The sequence below is a fragment of the Winogradskyella flava genome, assembly GCF_014243395.1.
Taxonomy (GTDB): domain Bacteria; phylum Bacteroidota; class Bacteroidia; order Flavobacteriales; family Flavobacteriaceae; genus Winogradskyella; species Winogradskyella flava.
On sequence record NZ_JACLCP010000006.1, the window covers coordinates 129249 to 153637 of the forward strand.

Genomic DNA, 24389 nt, shown 5'->3' on the forward strand with positions numbered 1-24389 from the left:
CTTATAGACCGCGCAACTAAATAACAATTAAAAGAAGAAAAGATGGCAATATTAAATTTTCAGAAGCCCGATAAAGTAATCATGATTGATTCTACTGATTTCGAAGGTAAGTTCGAATTCAGACCTTTAGAACCAGGATACGGATTAACAGTAGGTAATGCTTTAAGGAGAGTATTATTATCTTCTTTAGAAGGTTTTGCAATCACTTCAGTTAGAATAGAAGGTGTAGATCACGAATTTTCTACAATTTCTGGTGTAGTTGAAGATGTTACTGAAATGATCCTAAACTTAAAGCAAGTTAACTTTAAGCGTCAGATTGATGAAGTTGATAACGAAACGGTTACTATTTCTATTTCAGGACAGGAGCAAATCACTGCAGGTGATTTTCAGAAGTTTATTTCTGGTTTCCAAGTATTAAATACGGATTTAGTGATCTGTAACTTAGATCCTAAAGTAAACATCAACATGGAATTGACTATCGAAAAAGGTAGAGGTTATGTTCCTGCTGAAGAAAATAAAAAAGCTTCTGCGCCGATCGGAACGATTTTTACGGATTCTATTTATACACCTATAAAGAATGTTAAGTATAGTATCGAAAACTTCCGTGTTGAGCAAAAGACGGATTACGAAAAATTAGTTTTTGAAATTAGAACTGATGGATCAATCAATCCAAAAGATGCTTTAACAGAAGCAGCTAAAATATTAATTCACCACTTCATGTTATTCTCAGATGAGCGTATCACTTTAGAAGCTGATGAAATTGCACAGACCGAAACTTATGATGAAGAATCACTTCACATGAGACAACTATTGAAAACTAAATTAGTTGATATGGATCTTTCTGTACGTGCATTAAACTGTTTAAAAGCTGCAGAAGTTGACACATTGGGTGATTTAGTATCATTCAACAAAAATGATTTAATGAAATTCAGAAACTTTGGTAAAAAGTCGTTAACTGAGCTAGAAGAACTAGTAAACGTTAAAGGTCTTAACTTTGGAATGGATTTAAGTAAATACAAATTAGATAAGGACTAATTATAATTAATTATTAATCATATTTTGCTCCTCAAATAATGAGTTTGGTAGCAAGATGATAAAACAAATGTCATGAGACACGGAAAAAAATTCAACCACTTAGGTAGAAAAACGGCTCACAGGAGAGCAATGTTAGCCAATATGGCTTGTTCTTTAATAGAGCACAAGCGTATTAACACAACTACTGCAAAAGCAAAAGCTTTAAAGCAATTTGTAGAGCCTTTAATTACAAAATCAAAGGAAGATACAACTCACAACAGGAGAATTGTGATGTCTCGACTAAAACAAAAAGAAGTTGTGGCTGAGTTGTTTAGAGATGTTGCTGCAAAGGTAGCTGATCGTCCGGGTGGTTATACACGTATTATCAAATTAGGAAACCGATTGGGTGATAACGCTGATATGGCGATGATAGAATTGGTAGATTACAACGATATCTACACTTCTGGTAAGCCTGAAAAGAAAACGCGTAGAAGTAGAAGAGGTGGTAAGAAGAGCACTACTGCTGTTCCACCAGTAGAAACTAAAGCTACTAACGAAGAAGAATAATCGAGTGTTAATAACGATTAATAAATATAGAGGATAGACTTTTTAAGTTTATCCTTTTTTTTTGGAATTTTGCAATGCACTGAGCATGTCGAAGTGTGAAACTATAATACCCATAAATATGGGAACTTCTTTAACAACTTAGACTATGAAATACAAACAAAGAAAAAAAGCACTTATTTTATTAGCTGATGGCACCATCTTTCATGGGAAGTCCATAGGTAAAGAAGGTACAGCCTTTGGTGAAGTATGTTTTAATACAGGTACCACAGGTTACCAAGAAATTTTTACCGATCCGTCGTATTATGGGCAGTTAATGGTAACTACCAATGCACATATTGGTAATTATGGTACAAAGGAGGATGAAAATCAGTCCGATACTGTTAAGATTGCTGGATTAATTTGTAAAAATTTTAGTTTTGAGTATTCTAGACCTGCAGGAGATGCCTCCTTGGAAGAATACTTTGAAAAACATAATACTTTAGCGATTGCAGATGTCGATACAAGAGCCTTGGTGAGTTATATTAGAGATCATGGTGCTATGAATGCTGTAATTTCTACAGAAGTTGATAACATAGAGGGTTTAAAAAAGCAACTTGCCGAACAGCCAAACATGGAAGGTTTAGAATTAGCTTCAAAAGTTTCTACTAAAGAACCGTATTTTTATGGAAATGAAAATGCAACTTATAAGATATCAGCATTAGATATAGGTATTAAAAAGAATATTCTTGAAAATTTGGCAAATAGAGATGCCTACATCAAAGTATTTCCATACAATTCTAAGTTTGAAGATTTAGAGGCATTTAATCCAGATGGTTATTTCTTATCCAATGGTCCTGGCGATCCAGAACCTTTAGTTGAGGCTCAAGCTGTAGCTAAAGAAATTATTTCTAGAAACAAACCATTATTCGGTATTTGCTTAGGGCACCAAGTTATAGCCTTGGCCAATGGTATTTCTACCTACAAAATGCACAATGGTCATAGAGGTATCAATCATCCGGTTAAAAACTTAGTAACAGGTAAAGGTGAGATTACATCTCAAAATCATGGTTTCGCTATCAATAGGGAAGAAACCGAAGCAAAAAGCAATGTTGAAATTACTCATATACATCTTAATGACGATACGGTAGCTGGTATTAAGATAAAAGATAAAAACTGCTTTTCGGTGCAGTACCATCCAGAGGCAAGTCCTGGACCAAACGACTCGGTATATTTATTTGACCAGTTTATAGAGAATATTAAAAATAACTGACAAAAAAAAGCAACAAAATCAATTTTGTTGCTTTTTTTTATTATAAAATTGCGAAATACGTAATGTTACGTATTGATTGATATGGATATAAGTTCTAGTTTTATCAACTATTTAATAGCCAATATAGATATGAAGTTACTTATTAGCTTTTTGCTGTTTACAACAGTTTTAAATGCGCAAGTATCATCAATAGAATTGCCAGAGGGTGAAGATGAAATAAAAATAAATAGATTTACACCACTTTTAAGCATTTATGTAGATGAAAATAATGAGGTTTATCTAGAAAAAGAACCCATCAGAGTATTTGATTTAGCCAAAGAGTTATCGTACTTAAGATATAAGATGCCATTTGAGGTTCAAATGCGTATAAAGGTATTTCTTTATGTTGATAATAATTCTAGCTACAGTGTTATAGACGAAATTAAAAGCCAGCTTGCTAGCGCATACTTTGAAAGGTTATATTACAAAACAAATTCTATTGAAGATAAAGATATACTTAAAGGGATATCATGGACAAATCATCAATCGTTTTATCATCTTAAAAGGCCAAATAAAATTTTGACAAAAAAAGAACAAGAAAGGAATAAACGTTACAATGATAGTTTAGGAAAACTTGGTGGATTTGATGGGATCCCGCCTCCACCGCCTCCACAACCTAATTGGTTTTTTGACTCGCAATACATAATTTATTCGGATAGTAAAGCGGCTATTGAAGAAGCTTTGGAAGGGAAAAAATACTCTTGTGTTACTTTAACCAATGTAGGCTTCGAAAAAGATAATGAAATCATAAAATTTGATGATAAGGAAAAACTCGAAACTCTTTTTTATTCTCAAGATATAGTTTTTGTTAGATTTAGTGAGAACTTAAAATACTCCAATTATATAAGTGCTATAAAAGACTATAAAAACTTGGAGATTAAAAAGAGAGGCTATTTTTTTGAGTTGTCTAGTGAAATAGAAAAGATTCATGAAAAGTCAGATATCAAATTATGTAACTAGTTGTTGCAGAATACTGTTGTAAAAAACGCAATAAATACTAATCTTTATTGCGTTTTTTTAGTTACGAAAACATTTTAGTAAATATTAATCGCAAATATGATTTTTGTTCTGTTTTGCGCTTAGGATTTTTGTAATTTTGATGAACCTACAAGGTTTGTCATGCTGGACTTGTTTCAGTATCTCAATTTTTATTTTCAAATTAAAGTTAACTAACACACAAACATAATGAGCATTATAATTAATGTACACGCAAGACAAATTTTAGATTCAAGAGGAAATCCAACGGTAGAAGTAGATGTGGTTACCGAAAGTGGAATTATGGGAAGAGCAGCAGTACCTTCTGGTGCTTCTACTGGAGAGCATGAAGCAGTCGAATTACGCGATGGTGGAGATGCTTATATGGGCAAAGGGGTTTCAAAGGCCGTAGAGAATGTCAACGCTATTATAGCTCAAGAATTATTAGGTGTTTCTGTATTTGAGCAGAATGCAATTGATCAATTAATGATCGATTTAGATGGCACTAAGAATAAATCAAAATTGGGCGCTAATGCCATTTTAGGTGTGTCTTTAGCAGTAGCGAAAGCAGCAGCTAACGAATTAGGTATGCCATTGTACAGATACGTTGGAGGTGTTTCAGCGAATACGCTACCATTACCAATGATGAATATCATAAATGGAGGTTCGCATAGTGATGCGCCAATCGCATTTCAAGAGTTTATGGTAATGCCTGTAAAAGCAAAGAACTTTACACATGCCATGCAAATGGGAACCGAGATTTTCCATAATCTTAAGAAAGTATTACATGATAGAGGATTAAGTACAGCTGTAGGTGATGAAGGTGGATTTGCACCCAACTTAGAAGGTGGTACTGAGGACGCCTTGGATACCATAGAAAAAGCAGTGACTAAAGCCGGTTATACTTTAGGTGATGATGTAAAGATTGCGTTAGACTGTGCAGCAGCAGAATTCTATAAAGATGGAAAGTATGACTATTCTATTTTTGAAGGCGAATCTGGAGTGGTAAGAACGAGTAAAGAACAAGCAGATTATTTAGCGGATTTAGCATCTAAATATCCAATAGTGTCTATAGAAGATGGTATGGATGAAAATGATTGGGACGGCTGGAAATATCTAACCGAAAAGATTGGAGATAAAGTACAGTTGGTTGGTGACGATTTATTTGTAACTAATGTAGAGCGCTTAGGAAGAGGTATTTCTGAAGGTATTGCTAACTCTATTTTAATTAAAGTAAACCAAATCGGTACGTTGACTGAAACGATTTCCGCAGTAAATATGGCACACAATGCAGGTTATACCTCTGTAATGTCACACAGATCCGGTGAAACCGAAGACAATACTATAGCAGATTTAGCAGTCGCTTTAAATACAGGACAGATTAAGACGGGTTCTGCGTCTCGTAGCGACCGTATGGCAAAATACAACCAGTTATTACGCATTGAGGAAGAATTAGGCGATGTCGCTTACTTTCCACAAGAAAATGCGTTTAAGGTGAAGTAAAGGCTTACCAAATAATGAACTTAAAAAAAGACCTATTCATCGATTTGAATAGGTTTTTTTTGGTAAAAGAATTGATAGTCTTGTCACTATTGTTTAAATTGAAATATGAAACAACTTTTGCTACTCGTACTTTGTTTTTTTGCTTTAGCCAATAGCCAAGCGCAAATCGTTAATATACCAGATGCTAATTTTAAGGCAAAACTATTGGAAGCTAGCTCATCAAATCAGATAGCCGAAATTTTAAATTATGGATATGACGTGATCGATTATAATTATGATGGTGAAATACAGGTCTATGAAGCGGAAGAAGTTATTTCATTAAATTTAAATTTTTCCGAAATAAGTGATTTAACAGGTATTGAAGCATTTATTAATTTAGAAAAACTTGAGTGTCGCCAAAATCAAATTTCGGTTCTCGATTTAAGCCAAAATACTCAACTAGTTGAGCTAGACATGCTTTGGAATAATATTTCTAACTTCAATTTTAGTTCATTAGTAGACTTAGAAATACTTAGTGTAGGTGATCCTCTTATCGATATAGATTTAAGTCAAAATTTACAGCTTAAGAATTTATATTTAGCTTCTAGTTCTATAAATAGTTTAGATATATCAAATAATGTAAGTCTTGAGATGTTACGTATTATTGCTCCACTAATTTCAACTCTTGATTTGGCATCTAATATTAACTTGATATCGTTAGGTTTATCAAACCTAAATTCGCTTAATAGTATTGATATATCGCATAATACTAATTTACAAGTATTTGATTCGTCTGATGTTATTTTCACTAGTGTAGATTTATCGCAAAACTTAAACTTAGTAACTTTTAGATGTATAAATGGTCAACTTACCGCACTAGATCTTACTAATAATGCCCTTTTAGAACATGTCAGATGCGATAATAATTTTTTAACCGAAATTGATATTTCACAAAATCCACTTTTACAACTGTTAGATATTACCAATAATCAAATCACGTCTCTTGATGCTTCAGGAAATTTAGCAATTAACTCACTTAGACTTAATAATAATCTTATTTCAGAAATTGATGTAAGTCAAAATCAAGAATTATATAGTCTTGAGGTTGCAAATAATCAACTCGTCTCTGTTGATCTTAGTAATAATTTCTTAATTAATTTTGCAAATATTTCAAGCAACGAATCTCTTGTCTATGTTAATATAAAAAATGGAAATATTGATGAGTTGGTTCAGATATTTAATAACCCAAATCTAGAAACTGTCTGTATAGATTCAAACGAACTTTCTAATGGTGGTGTGGCGATAGGTCCTAGTGTAGTCCCTTTGAGCGAATACTGCACTTTTATACCAGGAGGTGATTATAATATTATTTCTGGATATATCATTTTTGATTCGGACGATAATGGATGCGATACGAATGATCTGAGCTATCCTAACCTAAGATTAGATATATCAGATGGCATGGATTCTGGTATTACATTTTCCAATAACGCAGGAGAATACACTTTTTATACTAACGAAGGGACATATGACATTATACCCAACATTGAGAATCCATCTTGGTTTTCGGTGTCGCCTTCTAATGTACAAATTCCGTTTATAGATTTAAACAATACAGTCAATCAAGATTTCTGTATCACTCCAAATGGTACACACAATGATTTAGAAATAGTTATAGTACCCATAGTAGCTGCACAACCTGGTTTTGATGCTAGTTACCAAATTGTTTATAAGAACAAAGGGAATCAAGTACTCTCAGGTAGTGTTGACTTTACCTATAATGATAGTGTTTTAGACCTAATATCAACCTCTGCAGTACCAGATATACAAACACCAGGAAACATGTCTTGGAATTACGCAGACCTAAACCCTTTTGAACGTAGAACGATAGATGTAGTTTTTAATGTCAACTCACCAATGGAAACACCTGCTGTAAATATTGACGATGTCCTAGATTTTACCGCAGTCATTAACCCAATCTCGGGTGATGAAATTCCAAATGATAATACCTTTAGGCTAGAACAGGTTGTCATAGGTTCATATGATCCAAACGACATCACATGTCTTGAAAGTGGTACAGTTGCGCCTGAAAAAATTGGAGAATACCTGCACTATAACATCAGATTTGAAAATACAGGAACTGCACCAACAAGTTTTGTGGTGGTCAAGGATATCATTGATGGGACTAAATTTGATTTGTCGTCTTTTCAAGTCATGCATAGTTCTCACGATATGGCGACAAGAATAACGAACTCCACCGTTGAATTTTTGTTTGAGACACTTAGTTTAGGGCCAAATGAAATGGGTAATATTGTGTTTAAAATAAAGACCTTGGATACCTTAAGCGTTGGAGATTCTGTTGCTCAACAAGCAGAAATATTCTTTGATTTTAATTTCCCAATAGAGACAAATAATGCAGAAACTAGTTTTCAGTTATTATCGATTGAAGATACTCGGTCGACTGATAGTTTTGTTATTTTCCCAAATCCGTCAAAAGATCGTGTAACTATTGAAGCCAATTCTACAATAGAGTCTATTACCCTTTATGATGTTCAGGGTCGAGAACTCTCAAGCATAAGTGTTAATGCCCTTATTCATTTACTCGATATTTCAAATTATAGAAGTGGTATATACTTTTTAGAGGTTTCATCTTTATCTGGAAACAGGCTTACTCAGCAACTTATCAAGAAATAGATATTATATCTAACAACTTGTATTATTAAAGATCTTTTTTTCATAGAAAAGGTAAATACTTCAATTGTTAAAACCGTTATAAATTGACTTCCGAAATCGTTTGATATTTCGTAAATTTACAGTCCTTTAAAATTTACATAAACTCTAATAAAACTATGGCAGATAAAGCTACCTTGGAAATTAATGGCGATAAATACGAATTCCCTTTAAAAGTGGGTTCAGAAAATGAAGTTGCTATTGATATCAAAACCTTACGAAATGCAACCGGAGGCGTCATAACAATTGATCCAGGATATAAAAACACGGGAAGTTGCGAAAGTGCCATTACGTTTTTAGATGGTGAAAAAGGGATTCTAAGGTATAGAGGCTATTCCATTGAGGAACTTGCTGAAAAAGCAGACTTTCTAGAAGTGGCCTATTTGTTAATTTTTGGAGAACTACCAACGCAAGAACAGCTCAATAAATTTGAAGCAGATATAAAGGATAAATCTGTTGTAGACGACGACATTAAAAAGATTTTGGATGCTTTTCCCAAAGCAGCTCACCCAATGGGAGTGCTGTCGTCGTTAACTAGTGCTCTTACTGCATTCTATCCATCTTCAGTAGATGTTAACTCTGAGGAGGCCATGTATAATGCGATTGTTAGAATATTAGCAAAGTTCCCAATTCTTGTGGCATGGACCATGCGTAAGAAACATGGTTTGCCTTTAGAGTATGGTGATGATAATTTAGGCTATGTAGAGAATGTCCTTAAGATGATGTTTAAAAAGCCAAATAGTGAATATGAGCAAAATCCTATTTTGGTAAACGCTTTGGATAAACTATTAATATTGCACGCAGATCATGAGCAAAACTGTTCTACATCCACTGTAAGAATTGCTGGTTCGTCGCACGCAGGTTTATTTGTGTCTTTGGCTTCAGGTATTTCGGCCCTTTGGGGACCATTACATGGAGGGGCCAATCAAGCGGTTTTAGAAATGCTTGAAGCGATTCGAGAGGATGGAGGTGATACCAAAAAGTATATGGCTAAAGCTAAAGATAAAAACGATCCTTTCCGTTTAATGGGCTTTGGACACCGCGTTTATAAAAACTTCGACCCGAGAGCAAAGATTATTAAGGTTGCAGCTGATGAGGTATTGGGAGATTTAGGTGTTGAAGACCCTATTTTGGATATTGCCAAAGGTTTAGAGAAAGAGGCTTTAGAGGATCAATATTTCGTAGATAGAAAGTTATATCCTAATGTAGATTTCTATTCAGGTATTATTTATAGAGCAATGGGAATTCCCGTGGAAATGTTCACCGTAATGTTTGCACTAGGTCGTTTGCCAGGTTGGATAGCACAATGGCGAGAAATGCGTTTACGTAACGAGCCTATTGGCAGACCAAGACAATTATACGTTGGAGAGACGCATAGAGATTTTAAGACGATCGATAAAAGATAATTTATATACAAACTGTATCAATGAGCACCATTTTATTAATGGTGCTTTTTGTATTTTCGCAGGTAATGAAACTAAACATTCAAAATGAGACATCACGTCTTAGAGCTGTTATCTTAGGAACTGCAGAAAGCAACGGTCCTACGCCCAAAGTAGAAGATTGTTACGATCCAAAAAGTCGGCAGCATGTATTGGCTGGTACTTATCCGAAAGAAGTCGATATGATAAAGGAAATGGAAGCTGTTGCCAAAGTATTGGAAAGGTATGATGTTACAGTTTACAGACCGAAAGTCTTGAAAGACTATAATCAAATTTTCGCTAGAGACATTTCTTTCGTTATAGAAGATAAAATTGTAGTTGCCAATATTCTACCTGATCGGAAACGTGAAGTAGAGGCAACAGAGTATGTTTGGGAACATGTAGAAAAGAAAAATAGAATTATTTTACCAGACGAATGTCATGTCGAAGGCGGCGACGTTATGCCTTGGAACGACTATATTTTTATAGGTACGTATTCTGGTGAAGACTATCCAGATTATATTACCGCACGCACTAATGTAGACGCTGTAATTGCTATTCAAGAGTTATTTCCTCATAAAATCGTGAAGTCTTTTGAGTTGCGTAAATCCAATACCGATCCAAAAGATAATGCCTTGCACTTGGATTGTTGTTTTCAACCCGTAGGAAAAGATAAAGCCATAATTCATAAAAATGGATTTTTAGTTGAAAGCGAATATGAATGGTTGGTCAATTTCTTTGGAAAGAAGAATGTTTTTGAAATTACTAAGGACGAAATGTACGATATGAATAGTAATATATTTTCCATTTCTGAGGATGTTATAATTTCTGAAAAGAACTTTACACGCTTGAATACTTGGTTAAGAGATAACGGTTTTACGGTTGAAGAAGTACCTTATGCTGAAATTGCAAAACAGGAAGGTTTATTGCGCTGTTCTACCATGCCTCTGATCAGGGATTAGTTTTCTTTGATTTAAGAATCAAGATAAAAAAAGACTCAATGCAAGACTTGTAAAGTGAAGCGTTGTTGTTTTTTACTAAGCATTTGTGATTGCTGTTTAGTAATACACTTTTAAAACTAAGTCTCTGTTCTTGGTTCTATCAGCATAGCCGTCTTTGTTCTTATTTTACTTGCGATACAGAAAATAATTATTCACAAGATTTATATACTCTTGCTTGGCTTGGTCTTCACTTATATTCTGCACCTGAAATAGTGCATTGGTCTTAAAAGCGTTGATGATAGGTTTTTTGCTACTTGGTCTGCTGTAATTGTTAGTGGCTTTTTTGTAATAGGCATATAGACGAAGTAGGAAATCAGCTGGAAAAGGCTCTGTATGCGCATTTACGCGCTCTACAGCTGCTTCAAACTCTATATTTAATTCTTCCGATGTCATTTCATTTCGGCAATGATACTTTCGCCTCCTCGAACTTTTTGATTGAGTTCTACTTTAATCTCTGCATCTAAAGGTAAAAATAAATCTACCCGAGATCCAAATTTTATGAATCCAGAATCATCACCTTGTACGGCAGTACTATTCAAAGTGGCATAGTTAACAATACGTTTAGCCAACGCTCCAGCAATTTGTCTGTAGAGAACTTTGCCAAAGCTTTCGTTTTCTACTACTACAGTGGTACGTTCGTTTTCTTCGCTGGCTTTTGGATGCCAAGCCACTAAATATTTACCAGGATGGTACTTGCTATAGCTTATGTTACCGCTTATGGGATATCTAGTAACATGTACGTTTATTGGCGACATAAAAACCGAAACTTGAATGCGCTTGTCTTTAAATACTTCATTCTCCATCACTTCCTCAATCACCACGACTTTGCCATCTACGGGGGAGAGTGCGTGCGTTTTATCAGCATGTGTATGACGTTTTGGATTTCTAAAGAATTGAAGAATCAAAATGAAGAATACAAGAACGGCAATCATTAGGCCTTTCCTTAACCATTCGTTCATGATGAACGCATCAATCAAGAAAAATGATCCTACAACGATGACAAGTGTAATGAATATAATTTTATGACCTTCTTTATGAAACATAGCTAACGATTCTTAAAAATAAATAAATGAATGGTGATGCAAAGATAAGACTATCTAACCGATCCATAAGTCCTCCATGTCCTGGCATAATAACACCACTATCCTTAACACCAGCCTGACGCTTAAATTTAGATTCTATCAAATCTCCAAATGTGCCAAAGACACTAACAATTATAGCTAGTATTAACCAATTTGTAGAGTTTAAAGTCTCAGTGTAAATAGCAATAAAATAACTTGCTATACATGAAAAAAATAAACCTCCTAAAAACCCTTCTACAGTTTTTTTAGGTGAAATACTCGGGAATAATTTCTGCTTGCCAAAATTCTTACCTACTAAATAGGCACCACTATCATTAACCCAAACTAAAATAAAGGCACCTAATAACAATAAGGGTGTAAATGTATTTTTAAAGTTGGCTATCATCAACATAAAAATAAAACCACTACTTAAATAAAAGGTGGTGGTGATATAGCGTTTGGTTTGGAAAAGCGGTATTTTTTGAAAGGTGAACAAATCCTTTAAAAGAATAAGATTCACAAAAATGGTAACGACCAATAAAATATTGGTAGCCTCATCACTACTCACAACATCCGATTTGTATATGCAGATAAACCAAAAGAAAATGTATAGAAGAATAAATATGATATACTGAGCAAAGGCATTGAGCTTAATCAGTTTGCTAAATTCCATTAAACTTATAATTCCAAAAAGTGCAAGAATAATAATAAGTCCAGTTTGAAAATACAACGAACCAATAAGCAATAGGGCATATATAGCACCAGAGATGGCTCTAACAGATAATTCTTTCATTATAGATCTTCTAGTAGAAGTAAATATAAATTTTTGGCACTGCTACCATAAGTTAAAAAGTCCTTATCGTCTGCAGTTTTAAAATGCTTTATGGTAGTAATATTTGTTGGGATTGAAGCTTTACTCTTTTCTTTGATGCCTTTTAAACCTTCACCAATATTCTCTACAAATTGACTTGTGGTTGCATATATAATAAAATGGTCTGGCAGTTCTTGTAATTTTTTTTCAGCAATCTGATTTGAAGAAATCAATAATGAGCCGTCATCTGATATTAAATATTCACAAGTGGATAAAAAATAACTACTCTCCGAAATTTTTTTGGTGCTATTGAGATTAAAATCATTGAAGAGCGCAGACAAACGTTCATCTATCATAAATACTTTGTCATTACGCCATTTATTTTCATCTAAAATGGAGTTGAAACTATCCTTAACTTCTTCCATGTTTTCACAATAGAGGAATTTTCCACCGTTTGCCTTAAAATTAATCGTAAATCGCTCATCAGCAGGCAACTTAACTTCAGGCATATATTTACCTCGCTCCTGATTTGGTATGTGTTCTTCGGACTCGTCAGATTTTTTTCCGAAGAATTTACGAAATAAGCTCATTCAACTGTTGCTATTAATCCTCTAGTTAGTGAATTTACCAAATATAAAAAAACTTAAATTAACAGATAGTCGATTTAAGTTTTTTATATGATTACTCTAAGGTTTATTCTTCCTCTTCTTTAATGATTTCTGACACCGTTTCTGGTTTTTCAAAAGCTCGTTTCCCGAATATCTTTTCAAGATTATCCTTAAAGATGACTTCTTTGTCCAAAAGAACTTCGGCTAATTCGGTGAGTTTATCTTTATGTTGTTCTAGAAGCTTTACGGCACGATCGTACTGAGCTTCAATAATATCTGAAATTTCTTTATCAATAAGTTCTGCCGTCTGTTCACTGTAAGGTTTTGTAAAGCCATATTCGGATTGACCAGATGAATCATAGTAAGTTAAATTACCTACTTTATCACTAAGTCCGTAAATAGTTACCATAGCTCTTGCTTGCTTGGTCACTTTTTCTAGATCACTTAAAGCGCCTGTAGATATTTTATCAAAAATTACTTTTTCGGCAGCTCTACCACCCAATGCAGCACACATCTCATCCAGCATTTGCTCAGGACGCACAATTAGGCGTTCCTCTGGTAAGTACCAAGCAGCGCCGAGTGAACGTCCTCTAGGTACTATGGTGACCTTTACTAATGGAGCAGCATGCTCTAACATCCAACTTACGGTGGCGTGACCAGCTTCATGAAATGCTACAGCGCGTTTTTCGTCTGGTGTAATAATCTTATTTTTCTTTTCTAGTCCTCCAACAATTCTATCTACAGCATCTAAGAAATCTTGTTTATTTACCGCTTTTTTGCCCTTTCTAGCAGCTATTAATGCTGCTTCATTACAAACGTTGGCAATATCAGCACCCGAGAAGCCAGGCGTCTGCTTTGCCAAGAAATCTACATCTAAAGTTTCCTCCTTTTTAAGAGGTCGTAAATGCACCTCGAAAATTTCCTTACGTTCTCTTACATCTGGTAGATCAACATAAATCTGTCTATCAAAACGACCAGCACGCATCAAAGCACTATCTAAGACATCAGCTCTGTTGGTTGCTGCCAAGACAATAACATTGGTGTTAGTACCAAAACCGTCCATTTCTGTCAAAAGTTGATTTAAGGTATTTTCTCTTTCATCATTAGAACCTGAGAAGTTGTTTTTTCCTCTTGCCCTACCAATAGCATCAATCTCATCAATAAAAATAATTGATGGTGATTTTTCTTTGGCTTGCTTAAATAGATCTCTCACACGAGAAGCACCTACACCAACGAACATTTCCACAAAATCAGAACCTGATAACGAGAAGAAAGGTACTTTAGCTTCACCTGCAACGGCTTTGGCTAATAAGGTCTTACCTGTCCCTGGAGGTCCTACAAGTAAGGCTCCTTTCGGAATTTTTCCACCAAGTGAAGTATATTTTTCTGGGAACTTTAGAAAGTCTACAATTTCTTGCACCTCTTCTTTAGCACCTTCTAATCCAGCAACATCCTTAAATGATGTTTTGGTATCTGACTTTTCATCAAAAAGCTTAGCTTTAGACTTTCCAATATTGAAAATCTGCCCTCCAGCTCCGCCACCGCCTCCAGAAGACATGCGGCGCATAATAAATATCCAAACACCAATGATTAAAATGAAAGGTAAGAGCGTCAATAAGAAATCTCCCCAGACATTTTGTTCGGTTTCGTATTTAACTTCGGTAGAAAGGTTATTATCTGTAATAATTTGGTTGATGTCCTTTTCAAAATTCTGAAGGTCACCGAATTCAAATTTATAATTTGGAAGCGGACTTACCGAAGGTAAAATCGTTTTAGGCTTCGAGTTTTTATGAACCTCTTGCTGCTGCGCTTCTTTAGTTAAATATACTCTTGCTTCTCTTTTATTAACGATTTCTACGGTCTCTACATCGCCCTTACTTAAATAATCCAAAAATTGGGATGGTGTGGTTTGTTTTCCTGTAGAACCACCAAAGCCACCTGAGAATAATTGTATAGATAAAAATACCGCTATTATTACCCCGTATATCCAATATGGATTTAGTTTAGGTTTTTTGTTTAAATTTTTATTGTCTTTTGCCATTATAAGCTTTTGTCTTTTTAGTAACTGGTTTCAATTTGCGTCATCTTAGCGTCTCCCCAAAGACTCTCAATGTCGTAATATTCTCTAATGTGCTTTTGAAACACATGAACAACAACATTAACATAGTCCATTAATACCCACTCGGCATTATCTGTACCTTCAATATGCCAAGGCTTGTCCTTAGTATTTTTGCTAACTTGTTTTTGTATGGAGTTGACGATTGCGTTTACTTGTGTATTCGAAGTACCTTCACAAACTATAAAATAATCGCAAACCGTATTTTCAATATCTCTTAAATCTAAAATTGTAATTTCTTTTCCTTTAACCTCTTCTATACCACCTATAATTGTTGTAATGAGTTGGTCTGCATTGGTATTTTCTTTCGTCATTAAATTGAATTAAATTTATGCAAAGTTATTATTTTTTTAGTTCTTGTAAGCTGTATTTCTCATAAGAAAACTATAAAATAAATCTGCCATTTCCATGTATATAATCAAACTTGATGCCATTGACTCTACAAACTCACATCTTAGGGCTATGACTTCTATTAAACCACCTAAGGATTTTACGGTTGTGGTAACGGAACATCAAACTGATGGTCGTGGACAAATGGGTACCAACTGGCAAACGGAAAAGGGTAAGAACCTTACTGCTAGTGTGTTTAAGAAACTTAATGGTTTTAAGGTAGAGTGTCAGTTCTATATTAGTATGGTGGTTTCCTTGAGCATTTGTAAGGCACTTAAGCAATTTCAAATTCCTAAATTACACATCAAATGGCCTAACGACATTTTGTCAGCAGACAGGAAGTTATGTGGAATTTTAATTGAGAATGTCATCAAGCATAACCAATTTCAAGGTTCAATCTTAGGTTTTGGCTTGAATGTTAATCAAAAGCAATTTGATGAGTTGCCGCAAGCATCTTCCATGAGTTTGTTAGCAGGCAGAATTTATGATAAAGATGAAGTGTTATCCAATATTCTAGAACAGCTTCAACTGTATTTTAGACTATTGGATTCTCAAGAGTATGATACCATAAAATCTGAGTATGAAGCCTTGCTATTCAGAAAAGGTAAGCCATCAACCTTTAGAACTACAGATAATAAAACTTTTACAGGAATAATAAAAGGTGTTACAGATATCGGTAAACTGAAAGTTTTGACCGAAGATGACATTATTAAAACGTTTGATCTAAAGGAAGTGACGCTGCTATATTAAACAGCCGTATTCATATTGGTAACCAAAGTTTCAATAAACTTACTAATTGGCCCCTTGATCATCATGGCCATCATGGCGTTAAACTCTCCGTTGAATGATAATTGAACTTCAGTTTTATTTGCATCAATTTCGGTAATGTTGCCAACTAGGGAAAAATCTAGTTTTCCACCCGCCGCACCTAGGACGATCTTTCTATTTGGTTCGGCCTCTTTCTTTTTTAAGACAATTTCTGGCATGCCCTTTAATGCGAAAAGGAATTTATCATCGTCTAGAACTTCAAACTTGCTAATGTTTTCGGGCATTAAAGCTTCAAAATTTTTGACATCGGACAGAAAGTTAAAGGTTTCCTCCGCGGATTTATCTAAAGTGACTTTTGGTGATTCTAAATTCATGTGTAATGTGTTTTTTGGAATATTATATCAATTAGCGTTCCATTCACTAGGATTAGCATTCCATTGTGCTAAAATATCTTGTTGTTTTGCTGTAATATAGTGCGTATCTAAAGCCTGTTCTAATAGGTTTTCGTAGTTACTTAGTGTATGAAGTTCTACTTCGGCTTTCTTAAAATTATGATTAGCTACTTCGAACCCATATGAGAATATAGCGACCATACCTTTTACGTTCACTTCAGCTTCGTTTAAAGCCTTTACGGCATTAAGACTACTTTTTCCAGTACTAATTAAATCCTCGACGACTACGACGTTTTGTCCTTTTTCAATATAGCCTTCGACTTGGTTTTGGCGACCATGCTTCTTGGCTTCAGGTCTTACATATACGAAAGGTAGATTTAAATAATCTGCCACTAGAGCTCCTATACCAATAGCACCTGTCGCTACACCGGCAATAACGTCTGGTTTGCCATAATGATCTTCTATATGCCTTGCCATGGTTTCCCTAATGTAATTTCTAATGAGAGGGAAAGACAGCACAATTCTATTGTCACAGTAAATTGGAGATTTCCAACCAGAAGCCCAAGTGAAAGGGTCGTTAGGTTTAAGTTTTATAGCGTTGATTTGCAATAAAACCTCTGCGGTTTTTTTAGCGGTTTCTTTATTAAAAATCATGCTACAAAATTAATGATTTTTACAGGGCATAAAATTTTTATTTTAATTTAATTTTTGGGATTTAATGCGTTTTGATAAAAAATAATACATTTACAATTGCGAAGATATAACGTACCCATCTATGTACACCATTTATGTAGGCGATAAACCTATTATTTTGACTACTAAAGTTGAAAAGGAGACCAATTTTAAATCCTTTTTACTAAAATCAGTTAACATAGGTAAGGTTATAAAAACACTCAACAAGACGGATTTGCAAGCTGTACATTTATTACATCACAATCCGGATAAGCTATTAAAACACTTTTTGAAATTGTTGCCCAATGTTGTGGCAGGTGGGGGAAAAGTCTATAATGACAAGGGTGAAGTCCTTTTTATCTATAGGAACGGTAAATGGGATTTGCCTAAAGGGAAAACTGAGCCCAAGGAGTCCATTGAAGATTCTGCCATAAGGGAAGTAGAGGAGGAGACAGGTGTAAAAGGATTGAAGATTAGCAAAGCTTTGCCAACAACCTATCACATTTTTAAACGTAATGGTAGGCATAAAATAAAGATCACATATTGGTTTGAAATGAGCACTAGTTTTGATGGCAGGCTCTACCCAGAAAAAAGCGAGGGTATAACTAAAGCAAAGTGGTTAGATGAAAAAGACTCTCAAAAGGCTTTAGAAAACAGTTACGCTAACATTAGGGTTTTGATGTAACTGTTCTCTAAAACTTGTTTTGTGAATTTTATTTTGCCCTTATATTTCTTCTTTTTTACTATCGTCTAAAACGCGGTAATATCTATTATCCTCAATAAGTAAGCCTTCAGATGTTTTATTTGGCCAATTTTTGTGATAGTCTTTTGGATGTTGTACGTCGATACCTATCACTTTTCCATTAAAAGAGCGATTTACATTACGTTGAATGGTGTGACCTACAACTACTGTTTTTGCATTGAATTTTTTTAAACTTAAATCAACCTGTTTTTGAGTTAATTTATCATCCTTAAAGTAGCCTCTATACCAGCTAATTCCTGTTTTTGATGAAAGTAAAATATCGTTTTCGCTTTTATTTGCCTTTGGATAAGGCGCCATATAATAGTTGGCTCTTAGAAAATGGTTTATTTCCGCTAGAGACATATCAATATTAACGATATCTGGATGTATGCCACCATGAGCAAAAAGATTTCCATTAATAGATTCTATGGCATTTTTATTAGATAACCATCTGCCTAAAAATGAGTTTTTATCGTATAAATTAGCCTGAGTTTTACCCAAGATTGAGGTAATGAACGTATACTTTAGAGAAGCGGCTTCAAAATCTCCATACATATTTTTAAGCTCATGGTTTCCAATAATAAAGTGAACCGTTCCACCGTGTTTTTTGGCTTCTTGTTCTAGTTTATAAATGAACCATAAGACTTGAGTTGTGGAAAATCCTCTATCTACAAAATCACCAACTAGCACTAAATGGCCCTTTCCGAATGTCCATTTTAAGTCTTGATTTATAACCTTATTATTGATCAAGAAATCCCTAAAGGTCTTATACCCACTCTCAATATCAGAAATTGCTAGAATGTTTTGGCCATCATTATAAACTGATTGTGGTATTTCGAAATTTGTGTTCAGATTAAAACTAAAACTTGTTGAGTCTAAAGAGAAAAAACAGCTTACAGATGTAGTCTCATTTGTAGAAACGTCATTTTTATCTACGTAAAAGCCATCTTTTTTATTGCCTTTAATGTAGTTGATGTTTAATGTGCTGTCATTTTTATAAAAGACATAAGGCCCTTCATTATTCCAATTCATTTTTTGAGGATTATCACCATAATGAACACTTCCATTTTCATATAGTAAAATGGAAATCGCAATTAGTAACAGAACTATTAGAGTTCCAAAGATGTGTTTTAAATAGCGTAAGATTCTTTTTTTCATTTTAATATGGTTTTTATAATAACTGTTGGTTTTTTGATTGGAACAAATATTATCCTTAAGTTATTTGTAAGAGAATTTATGTGACAAACCTTTTCTCAAGAGGTTTGTAATTCCATGATTGGCGTTCATCCCTGAAATCGAAAGTTTAATGATGCAGTATTTTGAGTTTGTCACTTTTCTACAGCAAGGCAAAAAGATTCTTTTTACTTTGCAGTATGATTTCAATTTTAAAGAAAAATAATTGGCTTTTATTGAAAGTTATAGTGCTGGTAACCATTTTGGTGCCATTAGGTATAACAGCGTATGAAATCATAGTACTTCAGAAAGATTCAGTATTGTTTCTTGGTGATTTTCACCCGGCAGTAGCAATCTTTGTATTGTTGTATTATGGTATTCTATTGATTATAGGAATACTTTGGATAATTATACAACTGAAATCCGTTCTTAAGCTTAAAAATGAAAACAAGACTAGCGAATTATTACATCTTCAGAGTCAGGTGAATCCTCACTTTTTCTTTAATATGCTTAATAATTTATATGGTTTAATAGATGTAGATTCAGAAAAAGCAAAAGCACTAATTTTAAAATTGTCTGAATTAATGCGTTATAGTATTTATGAAGGAGAAAAAAATACAGTGTCTTTGGAAGAAGAAGTAGAGTATTTAAAGAATTATATTGAATTGCATCGCATGCGCTACCATAAAGATATTGATCTGAAATTTAATTTACATATTGAAAACAGTAAACTTCGTATCACACCTCTACTCTTTATCATTCTTTTGGAGAACGCGTTTAAGCATGGTGTAGAAAATTTACGAGACACCTCTTATATATATATCACTTTAAAGTCTTTAGACAGCACCGTTTATTTTGAAATTGTAAATAATTTTGATGCCTCACAGCTACCGGAAACTTCAGGTATAGGCATTAAAAATTTAAAACGAAGATTAGAATTGGCCTATCCTAATAAACACAAACTTACTTTTACTAAAAGTGAAAGTGTTCATAAAGTAAATTTAGAGCTTCAATTATGGTGAGATATCTTATTATAGACGATGAGTATATAGCTCACGATATTATAAAAGGCTATTGTAGTATGTTGCCAAACATGCAACTAGCAAAGCAGTGTTATGATGCTTTAGAGGCTCTTGATTACCTGCAACAACACCAAGTAGATCTGATTTTTTTGGACTTAAATATGCCCAAATTAAAGGGTTTTGCATTTCTGAAAACTTTATCTATACCACCAAAAATTATAGTAACAACAGCATATCAAGAATATGCACTTGAAGGTTATGAATTGAATATTACGGATTATTTATTAAAACCATTTAGTTTTGAGCGTTTTTTAAAAGCAGTACATAAGGTTTTAGAAGTAAACCCTAATGAAATTTCATCAATAGCTAAAGAATCTAAAAAAGCTCAAGACCATATATTTATATACACAGATAAGAAGTACATACGAATACAAACCCAAGACATTCTTTATATAGAAGCCGCAGGAAACTATCTAAAAGTGATAACTATAAAAGAGCAATTCTTAACTAGGGAAAAAATATCAAACTTAACAAGACGCTTAGTTCATGACAGCTTTATACAAGTCCACAAATCTTACATTGTCTCTAAATCGCATATAGAAGTTATCGAAGGTAATCGGATAAAAATTATGGACACTTTTATACCAATAGGGAAACTATATAAGTCTAATGTAAATGATTTACTTGGATGATTTTTCACAGTTTTTAAATTAAGAAGCACCATAGGTCAAGCGTTAGTTAATTGTATATACGGGATACTGTAAATGTGCCTTTTCATAGTTTTTACTCTTTTTGTGTATCCAATCTAATTGGGCATACCAGTTATTGGCAAACTCTTCATCGTAGCTTACTTTGATATTGTATTCGATCTGCAATTTAGGATTGGTCCTTAGAAGTGCTTGTGCTCTGTCTTCCCAAACATAGGGTGAAAAGCCCTCTTTTTGCTGTAAGATGGTATCAAAGAAATTCCAGTTAAAAAAAGAATCTGGTGCCGCTGGTTCTAAGGTTTCCAGAAGATAGCGAATGGCCTTTTGGTCAGTCTTAACCAAATAATCTCCTTGCCTAAATCTTAATTTTTGCTCAACAGTCTTTACTTTAGTGTTATAATGAGGATAGTGACCTTCGTAAGCATTTTTACGGGTTTGGTAATCCTCAATTCTGTAAGCATCCACCGTTATTGTGGTATCCTTTTCAAATTTTGAGACTTCTACATTATTTAGCTCTAATAACTCCATAACATTATGCCAACCTTGGGGAATAATATAGGCTTCAGGGATGGTCACGGAATTGGATGGTTTATAATAATTTTGATAGATCACATCTTGTGTAAAGGGTTTGGATTTATCATATTTTAAGCGTTGTGCTCCTGTCAATTCACTTGGTATCATTTGTCCCTCATAACCCTTAAATTTTAAAGTAGAGGATCTTGTTGTGTCAATGATCCAAGCCAAAGGATAGGTTTTTCCGGCTGACCATGTTTTGGTCTGTGCTTGGCGTAGCTCCGACATTCTGTTACCTTGTTCTTCGGTGATTTCAATCATACTTTTCATTAACTCATATGTACCCTCTACACGTTTTTTATAAGGCTTTAGCATGTGGGTTTCTACCATCATTCCCAATGTATTGAACAAGGTGGTATAACCAGTGGAATAACGTGGCGAATCCAAAAACTGAGAAAATCCAGAATCAGGTGTACGATTGAACACATTGACATAAGGTGTAATATCCCAGTCTTTTGCTTCTAGTTTTTTTTCTAGCTGTGGCATAATGTCATTATTCAAATAATTGCCTAAGACACCACCTAACTTATTATGTTGCGTAAATAAATGGGTTAAGGTATATTGATAATCAGCGCCATTACTTACATGGTTGTCTATAAAAACATCGGGCTGAACCAAGTGGAATATCTGAGCAAAAGTTCTGGCATTTTTGGTATCGGATTTTATAAAATCTCGATTGAGGTCATAATTACGTGCATTGCCTCTAAAGCCATATTCCTTAGGTCCGTTTTGGTTAGTTCGTGTGCCTGAATTTCTATTTAAACTGCCACCTACATTATAAATCGGAATTGTGACCAAAACCGTACGTTTTGGTGCCTCGATTTTTCCTTGCACGATATCCCTATATAGCATCATGGTTGCATCGATGCCATCAGATTCACCAGGATGTATGCCATTATTAATGAGTAAAATTCTATTATCTTTTCTTAATGTTTCAAAATCACCACCAGAATTATTCATGTTCAGAGTAACAATGTGCAAAGATTTCCCTGAATCCGTTTCACCAATGTCCATAATTGAAATTTCAGAATGCGCATCGGCTAGATTGATGTAATATTGAATTGTTTCATCATATGTTGCTGTTTCCAACCCCTTACTTTTTTCAAAAACTGTGGCAAAGTCAAAATCGGTTTGGCTATTGTTTTTTTTATCAGCATTATTTGAACAGGACGTTAGAATCAAAAGGAGAATAAAGAGTTTTTTCATAGTGAAATAGATTACACTTCAAACTTACAGATTTTATGTCATAAAAAATGGTAATAGATAAATTTCAAATTGTAAAAAAGACTAATTTTGCATCACTTTCAAATTTTATAAATGCGACAAACGACCGATACTATTCTAATGATTCGTCCTGTAAGTTTTAGGATGAATGAGCAAACCGCTGTGAATAATTATTTTCAGGAAGATATTGATTTGAAAAATGCTGAAATCAATTCCAAAGCACAAGAAGAGTTTGATGCATTTGTTGATAAGCTGAGAGCCGTTGGGATTAAGGTAATTGTAGAACAAGATGATGAGCTCATGGATACACCTGATTCTATATTTCCAAATAATTGGGTGAGTTTCCATAACAATGGTGATGTGGCTAAATATCCTATGTTCGCAGAAAATAGAAGAAAGGAAAGAAGAGATGAAGTGTTTATTCGACTAGAGAAAGAAGGCTTTAAAATTGAGAACATTGTTGATTATACGTCAGCAGAACATGAAGGCGTATTTTTAGAGGGTACGGGAAGCATCATTATGGATCGAGCTAACAGAAAAGCCTATTGTGCATTGTCTCCTCGTGCTAATGAAGATTTGTTCATAGAATTTTGTGAGGATTTTGAATATACACCTGTTATTTTCACAGCTAATCAAACCGTTGATGGTAAACGCTTACCAATATATCATACCAACGTGATGATGTGCTTGGCAGAGAATTTTACAGTGATTTGTTTGGATGCTATCGATAATAAAAAAGAGCGTAAAAATGTAGTCAAGCATTTGAAACAAGATGGTAAGGAAATTATTTTTATTACTGAAGCACAAATGCACCAATTTGCTGGTAATATGCTACAACTACGCGGGCACAATGATCAACGTTATTTGGTAATGAGTGAGGCTGCACATAAAAGTTTAACAAAGGATCAAATTAATCGTATTGAAAAGCATTGTCCAATTTTATCCAGCTCTTTGGATACCGTTGAAACTTGTGGAGGTGGAAGTGCACGATGTATGATGGCAGAAGTGTTTTTGCCAAAAGCCTAATCCAGCTTATTAAAAATATAAGGTCCTTTTTCTGCACCCCAAACATATTCACCATTGGCGTCAAATCCTCTGTCCCAAGAAATAACTTTGTCTTCAAGAATTTCAACTTCGCTTCGAGCGTAAGAAGCTCCTCTCATGGTACTTACGCAAGTATTGTCTCCAGTTTTTCCGATATAATGCTTAGGAGCAACTCGTTTTAAAACGACTTCGCAACCTTCTTTTAAGATAATATCTTTTAGTGAAATGGAATCAAAAGCTTTTGGTGTTTTCCATTTGCCAATCCAAAGGGAATCTGCATCTAACATATAAACAGCTGAACTGAATGTACTATCAGACGTTCGAGTCACTTCATAAATACGCTGACGATATGGCTTGTTTTGCATTTGATTTAAGGCTTGTTCTACATATAGGAACTTACCTTTATCTTCCCAAATGGGATACATGTGTAATGAAATATTATAGTATGACGAATCTACTTGAGACTGCACTTGAGAATTAAAAGAGCCTTTCATCGAGGTAAAAAGTTCTTCAAGTTCATTGTCTGAGTCAACATCTGTTTTTGTTTCATTTTTACAACTACTCATGATTAATAGTGTAATCATAAAGGGAAATAAGCGTTTCATACA

24 protein-coding genes are annotated in these 24389 nt (G+C 34.2%); 13 read left to right on the top strand and 11 right to left on the bottom strand.

What is annotated here, in order from left to right; all coding sequences use genetic code 11:
* Window positions 1-42 precede the first annotated feature (42 nt).
* The 8 genes from H7F21_RS16080 to H7F21_RS16115 all read left to right on the top strand — a co-directional run bounded on the left by H7F21_RS16080 (window position 43) and on the right by H7F21_RS16115 (window position 10439).
* Window positions 43-1035 (top strand): DNA-directed RNA polymerase subunit alpha, encoded by a 993-nt coding sequence (locus H7F21_RS16080; protein WP_185790332.1) that lies wholly within the window; start codon window positions 43-45, stop codon window positions 1033-1035.
* Window positions 1036-1107: 72 nt separating this feature from the next.
* Entirely contained in the window at window positions 1108-1581 is a 474-nt protein-coding gene (gene rplQ, locus H7F21_RS16085; protein ID WP_185790333.1) for a 50S ribosomal protein L17, read from the top strand.
* 145 nt (window positions 1582-1726) lie between these two features.
* Window positions 1727-2830, top strand: a complete 1104-nt coding sequence (gene carA, locus H7F21_RS16090) for a glutamine-hydrolyzing carbamoyl-phosphate synthase small subunit (RefSeq protein ID WP_185790334.1) — start codon at window positions 1727-1729, stop codon at window positions 2828-2830.
* A gap of 129 nt (window positions 2831-2959) precedes the next feature.
* The gene (locus H7F21_RS16095) at window positions 2960-3829 is read left to right on the top strand and encodes an ExbD/TolR family protein (RefSeq protein ID WP_185790335.1); all 870 of its coding nucleotides are present in this window, start codon (window positions 2960-2962) and stop codon (window positions 3827-3829) included.
* A gap of 225 nt (window positions 3830-4054) precedes the next feature.
* Entirely contained in the window at window positions 4055-5347 is a 1293-nt protein-coding gene (eno, locus tag H7F21_RS16100; protein ID WP_185790336.1) for a phosphopyruvate hydratase, read from the top strand.
* Between the two features lie 105 nt (window positions 5348-5452).
* Window positions 5453-8020, top strand: coding sequence for a DUF7619 domain-containing protein (locus H7F21_RS16105; RefSeq protein ID WP_185790337.1), 2568 nt, complete (start codon window positions 5453-5455; stop codon window positions 8018-8020).
* A gap of 155 nt (window positions 8021-8175) precedes the next feature.
* Window positions 8176-9462, top strand: coding sequence for a citrate synthase (locus H7F21_RS16110; RefSeq protein WP_185790338.1), 1287 nt, complete (start codon window positions 8176-8178; stop codon window positions 9460-9462).
* 20 nt (window positions 9463-9482) lie between these two features.
* Window positions 9483-10439: a dimethylarginine dimethylaminohydrolase family protein gene (locus tag H7F21_RS16115; RefSeq protein WP_246431504.1), complete on the top strand. Its 957-nt coding sequence runs from the start codon at window positions 9483-9485 to the stop codon at window positions 10437-10439.
* A 165-nt stretch (window positions 10440-10604) separates the two neighbouring features.
* Here the strand turns inward: H7F21_RS16115 and H7F21_RS16120 are convergent, their stop codons facing one another.
* The 6 genes from H7F21_RS16120 to rsfS form a co-directional block, all read right to left on the bottom strand.
* A complete protein-coding gene (locus H7F21_RS16120) occupies window positions 10605-10871 on the bottom strand; it encodes an acyl-CoA-binding protein (protein ID WP_185790339.1) in 267 nt (88 codons plus the stop codon).
* Window positions 10868-11521 carry a phosphatidylserine decarboxylase family protein gene (locus H7F21_RS16125; RefSeq protein ID WP_185790340.1) on the bottom strand — a complete coding sequence of 218 codons (654 nt, stop codon included), beginning with the start codon at window positions 11519-11521 and terminating at the stop codon, window positions 10868-10870. The genes H7F21_RS16120 and H7F21_RS16125 overlap by 4 nt, the downstream gene beginning before the upstream one ends.
* Window positions 11511-12332, bottom strand: a complete 822-nt coding sequence (locus H7F21_RS16130) for a phosphatidate cytidylyltransferase (RefSeq protein ID WP_185790341.1) — start codon at window positions 12330-12332, stop codon at window positions 11511-11513. The genes H7F21_RS16125 and H7F21_RS16130 overlap by 11 nt, the downstream gene beginning before the upstream one ends.
* Window positions 12332-12940, bottom strand: a complete 609-nt coding sequence (locus H7F21_RS16135) for an LUD domain-containing protein (protein WP_185790342.1) — start codon at window positions 12938-12940, stop codon at window positions 12332-12334. The genes H7F21_RS16130 and H7F21_RS16135 overlap by 1 nt, the downstream gene beginning before the upstream one ends.
* A gap of 103 nt (window positions 12941-13043) precedes the next feature.
* Window positions 13044-14999: an ATP-dependent zinc metalloprotease FtsH gene (gene ftsH, locus H7F21_RS16140; protein WP_185790343.1), complete on the bottom strand. Its 1956-nt coding sequence runs from the start codon at window positions 14997-14999 to the stop codon at window positions 13044-13046.
* A 17-nt stretch (window positions 15000-15016) separates the two neighbouring features.
* Complete coding sequence (gene rsfS, locus H7F21_RS16145; protein WP_185790344.1) at window positions 15017-15388, bottom strand: ribosome silencing factor; 372 nt, start codon at window positions 15386-15388, stop codon at window positions 15017-15019.
* 94 nt (window positions 15389-15482) lie between these two features.
* Here rsfS and H7F21_RS16150 point away from each other — a divergent pair, with 94 nt between their 5' ends.
* Entirely contained in the window at window positions 15483-16214 is a 732-nt protein-coding gene (locus tag H7F21_RS16150) for a biotin--[acetyl-CoA-carboxylase] ligase (RefSeq protein WP_185790345.1), read from the top strand.
* Here H7F21_RS16150 and H7F21_RS16155 read toward each other — a convergent pair.
* The gene (locus tag H7F21_RS16155; protein ID WP_185790346.1) at window positions 16211-16606 is read right to left on the bottom strand and encodes an SRPBCC family protein; all 396 of its coding nucleotides are present in this window, start codon (window positions 16604-16606) and stop codon (window positions 16211-16213) included. The genes H7F21_RS16150 and H7F21_RS16155 overlap by 4 nt on opposite strands.
* A 27-nt stretch (window positions 16607-16633) precedes the next feature.
* Window positions 16634-17278, bottom strand: a complete 645-nt coding sequence (gene pyrE / locus H7F21_RS16160; RefSeq protein ID WP_185790347.1) for an orotate phosphoribosyltransferase — start codon at window positions 17276-17278, stop codon at window positions 16634-16636.
* Window positions 17279-17399: 121 nt separating this feature from the next.
* On the opposite strand from pyrE, the gene H7F21_RS16165 reads away from it, so the two are divergent.
* Entirely contained in the window at window positions 17400-17981 is a 582-nt protein-coding gene (locus H7F21_RS16165) for an NUDIX hydrolase (protein ID WP_185790348.1), read from the top strand.
* Between the two features lie 39 nt (window positions 17982-18020).
* On the opposite strand, the gene H7F21_RS16170 is transcribed toward H7F21_RS16165, so the two are convergent.
* A complete protein-coding gene (locus tag H7F21_RS16170; RefSeq protein WP_185790349.1) occupies window positions 18021-19196 on the bottom strand; it encodes a metallophosphoesterase in 1176 nt (391 codons plus the stop codon).
* A gap of 215 nt (window positions 19197-19411) precedes the next feature.
* On the opposite strand from H7F21_RS16170, the gene H7F21_RS16175 reads away from it, so the two are divergent.
* Both H7F21_RS16175 and H7F21_RS16180 read left to right on the top strand, forming a co-directional pair.
* Complete coding sequence (locus H7F21_RS16175) at window positions 19412-20233, top strand: sensor histidine kinase (RefSeq protein ID WP_185790350.1); 822 nt, start codon at window positions 19412-19414, stop codon at window positions 20231-20233.
* Window positions 20227-20925, top strand: a complete 699-nt coding sequence (locus tag H7F21_RS16180; protein WP_185790351.1) for a LytR/AlgR family response regulator transcription factor — start codon at window positions 20227-20229, stop codon at window positions 20923-20925. Before H7F21_RS16175 ends, H7F21_RS16180 begins: the two co-directional genes overlap by 7 nt.
* Window positions 20926-20967: 42 nt before the next feature.
* Here H7F21_RS16180 and H7F21_RS16185 read toward each other — a convergent pair whose 3' ends face one another.
* Window positions 20968-22719: a M14 family metallopeptidase gene (locus H7F21_RS16185; protein WP_185790352.1), complete on the bottom strand. Its 1752-nt coding sequence runs from the start codon at window positions 22717-22719 to the stop codon at window positions 20968-20970.
* 111 nt (window positions 22720-22830) lie between these two features.
* On the opposite strand from H7F21_RS16185, the gene ctlX reads away from it, so the two are divergent.
* On the top strand, window positions 22831-23763 hold the full coding sequence (gene ctlX, locus H7F21_RS16190) for a citrulline utilization hydrolase CtlX (RefSeq protein ID WP_185790353.1): 933 nt from the start codon (window positions 22831-22833) through the stop codon (window positions 23761-23763).
* Here the strand turns inward: ctlX and H7F21_RS16195 are convergent.
* Window positions 23760-24386 carry a chromophore lyase CpcT/CpeT gene (locus H7F21_RS16195; RefSeq protein WP_185790354.1) on the bottom strand — a complete coding sequence of 209 codons (627 nt, stop codon included), beginning with the start codon at window positions 24384-24386 and terminating at the stop codon, window positions 23760-23762. The genes ctlX and H7F21_RS16195 overlap by 4 nt on opposite strands.
* Between the last annotated feature and the right edge of the window lie 3 nt (window positions 24387-24389).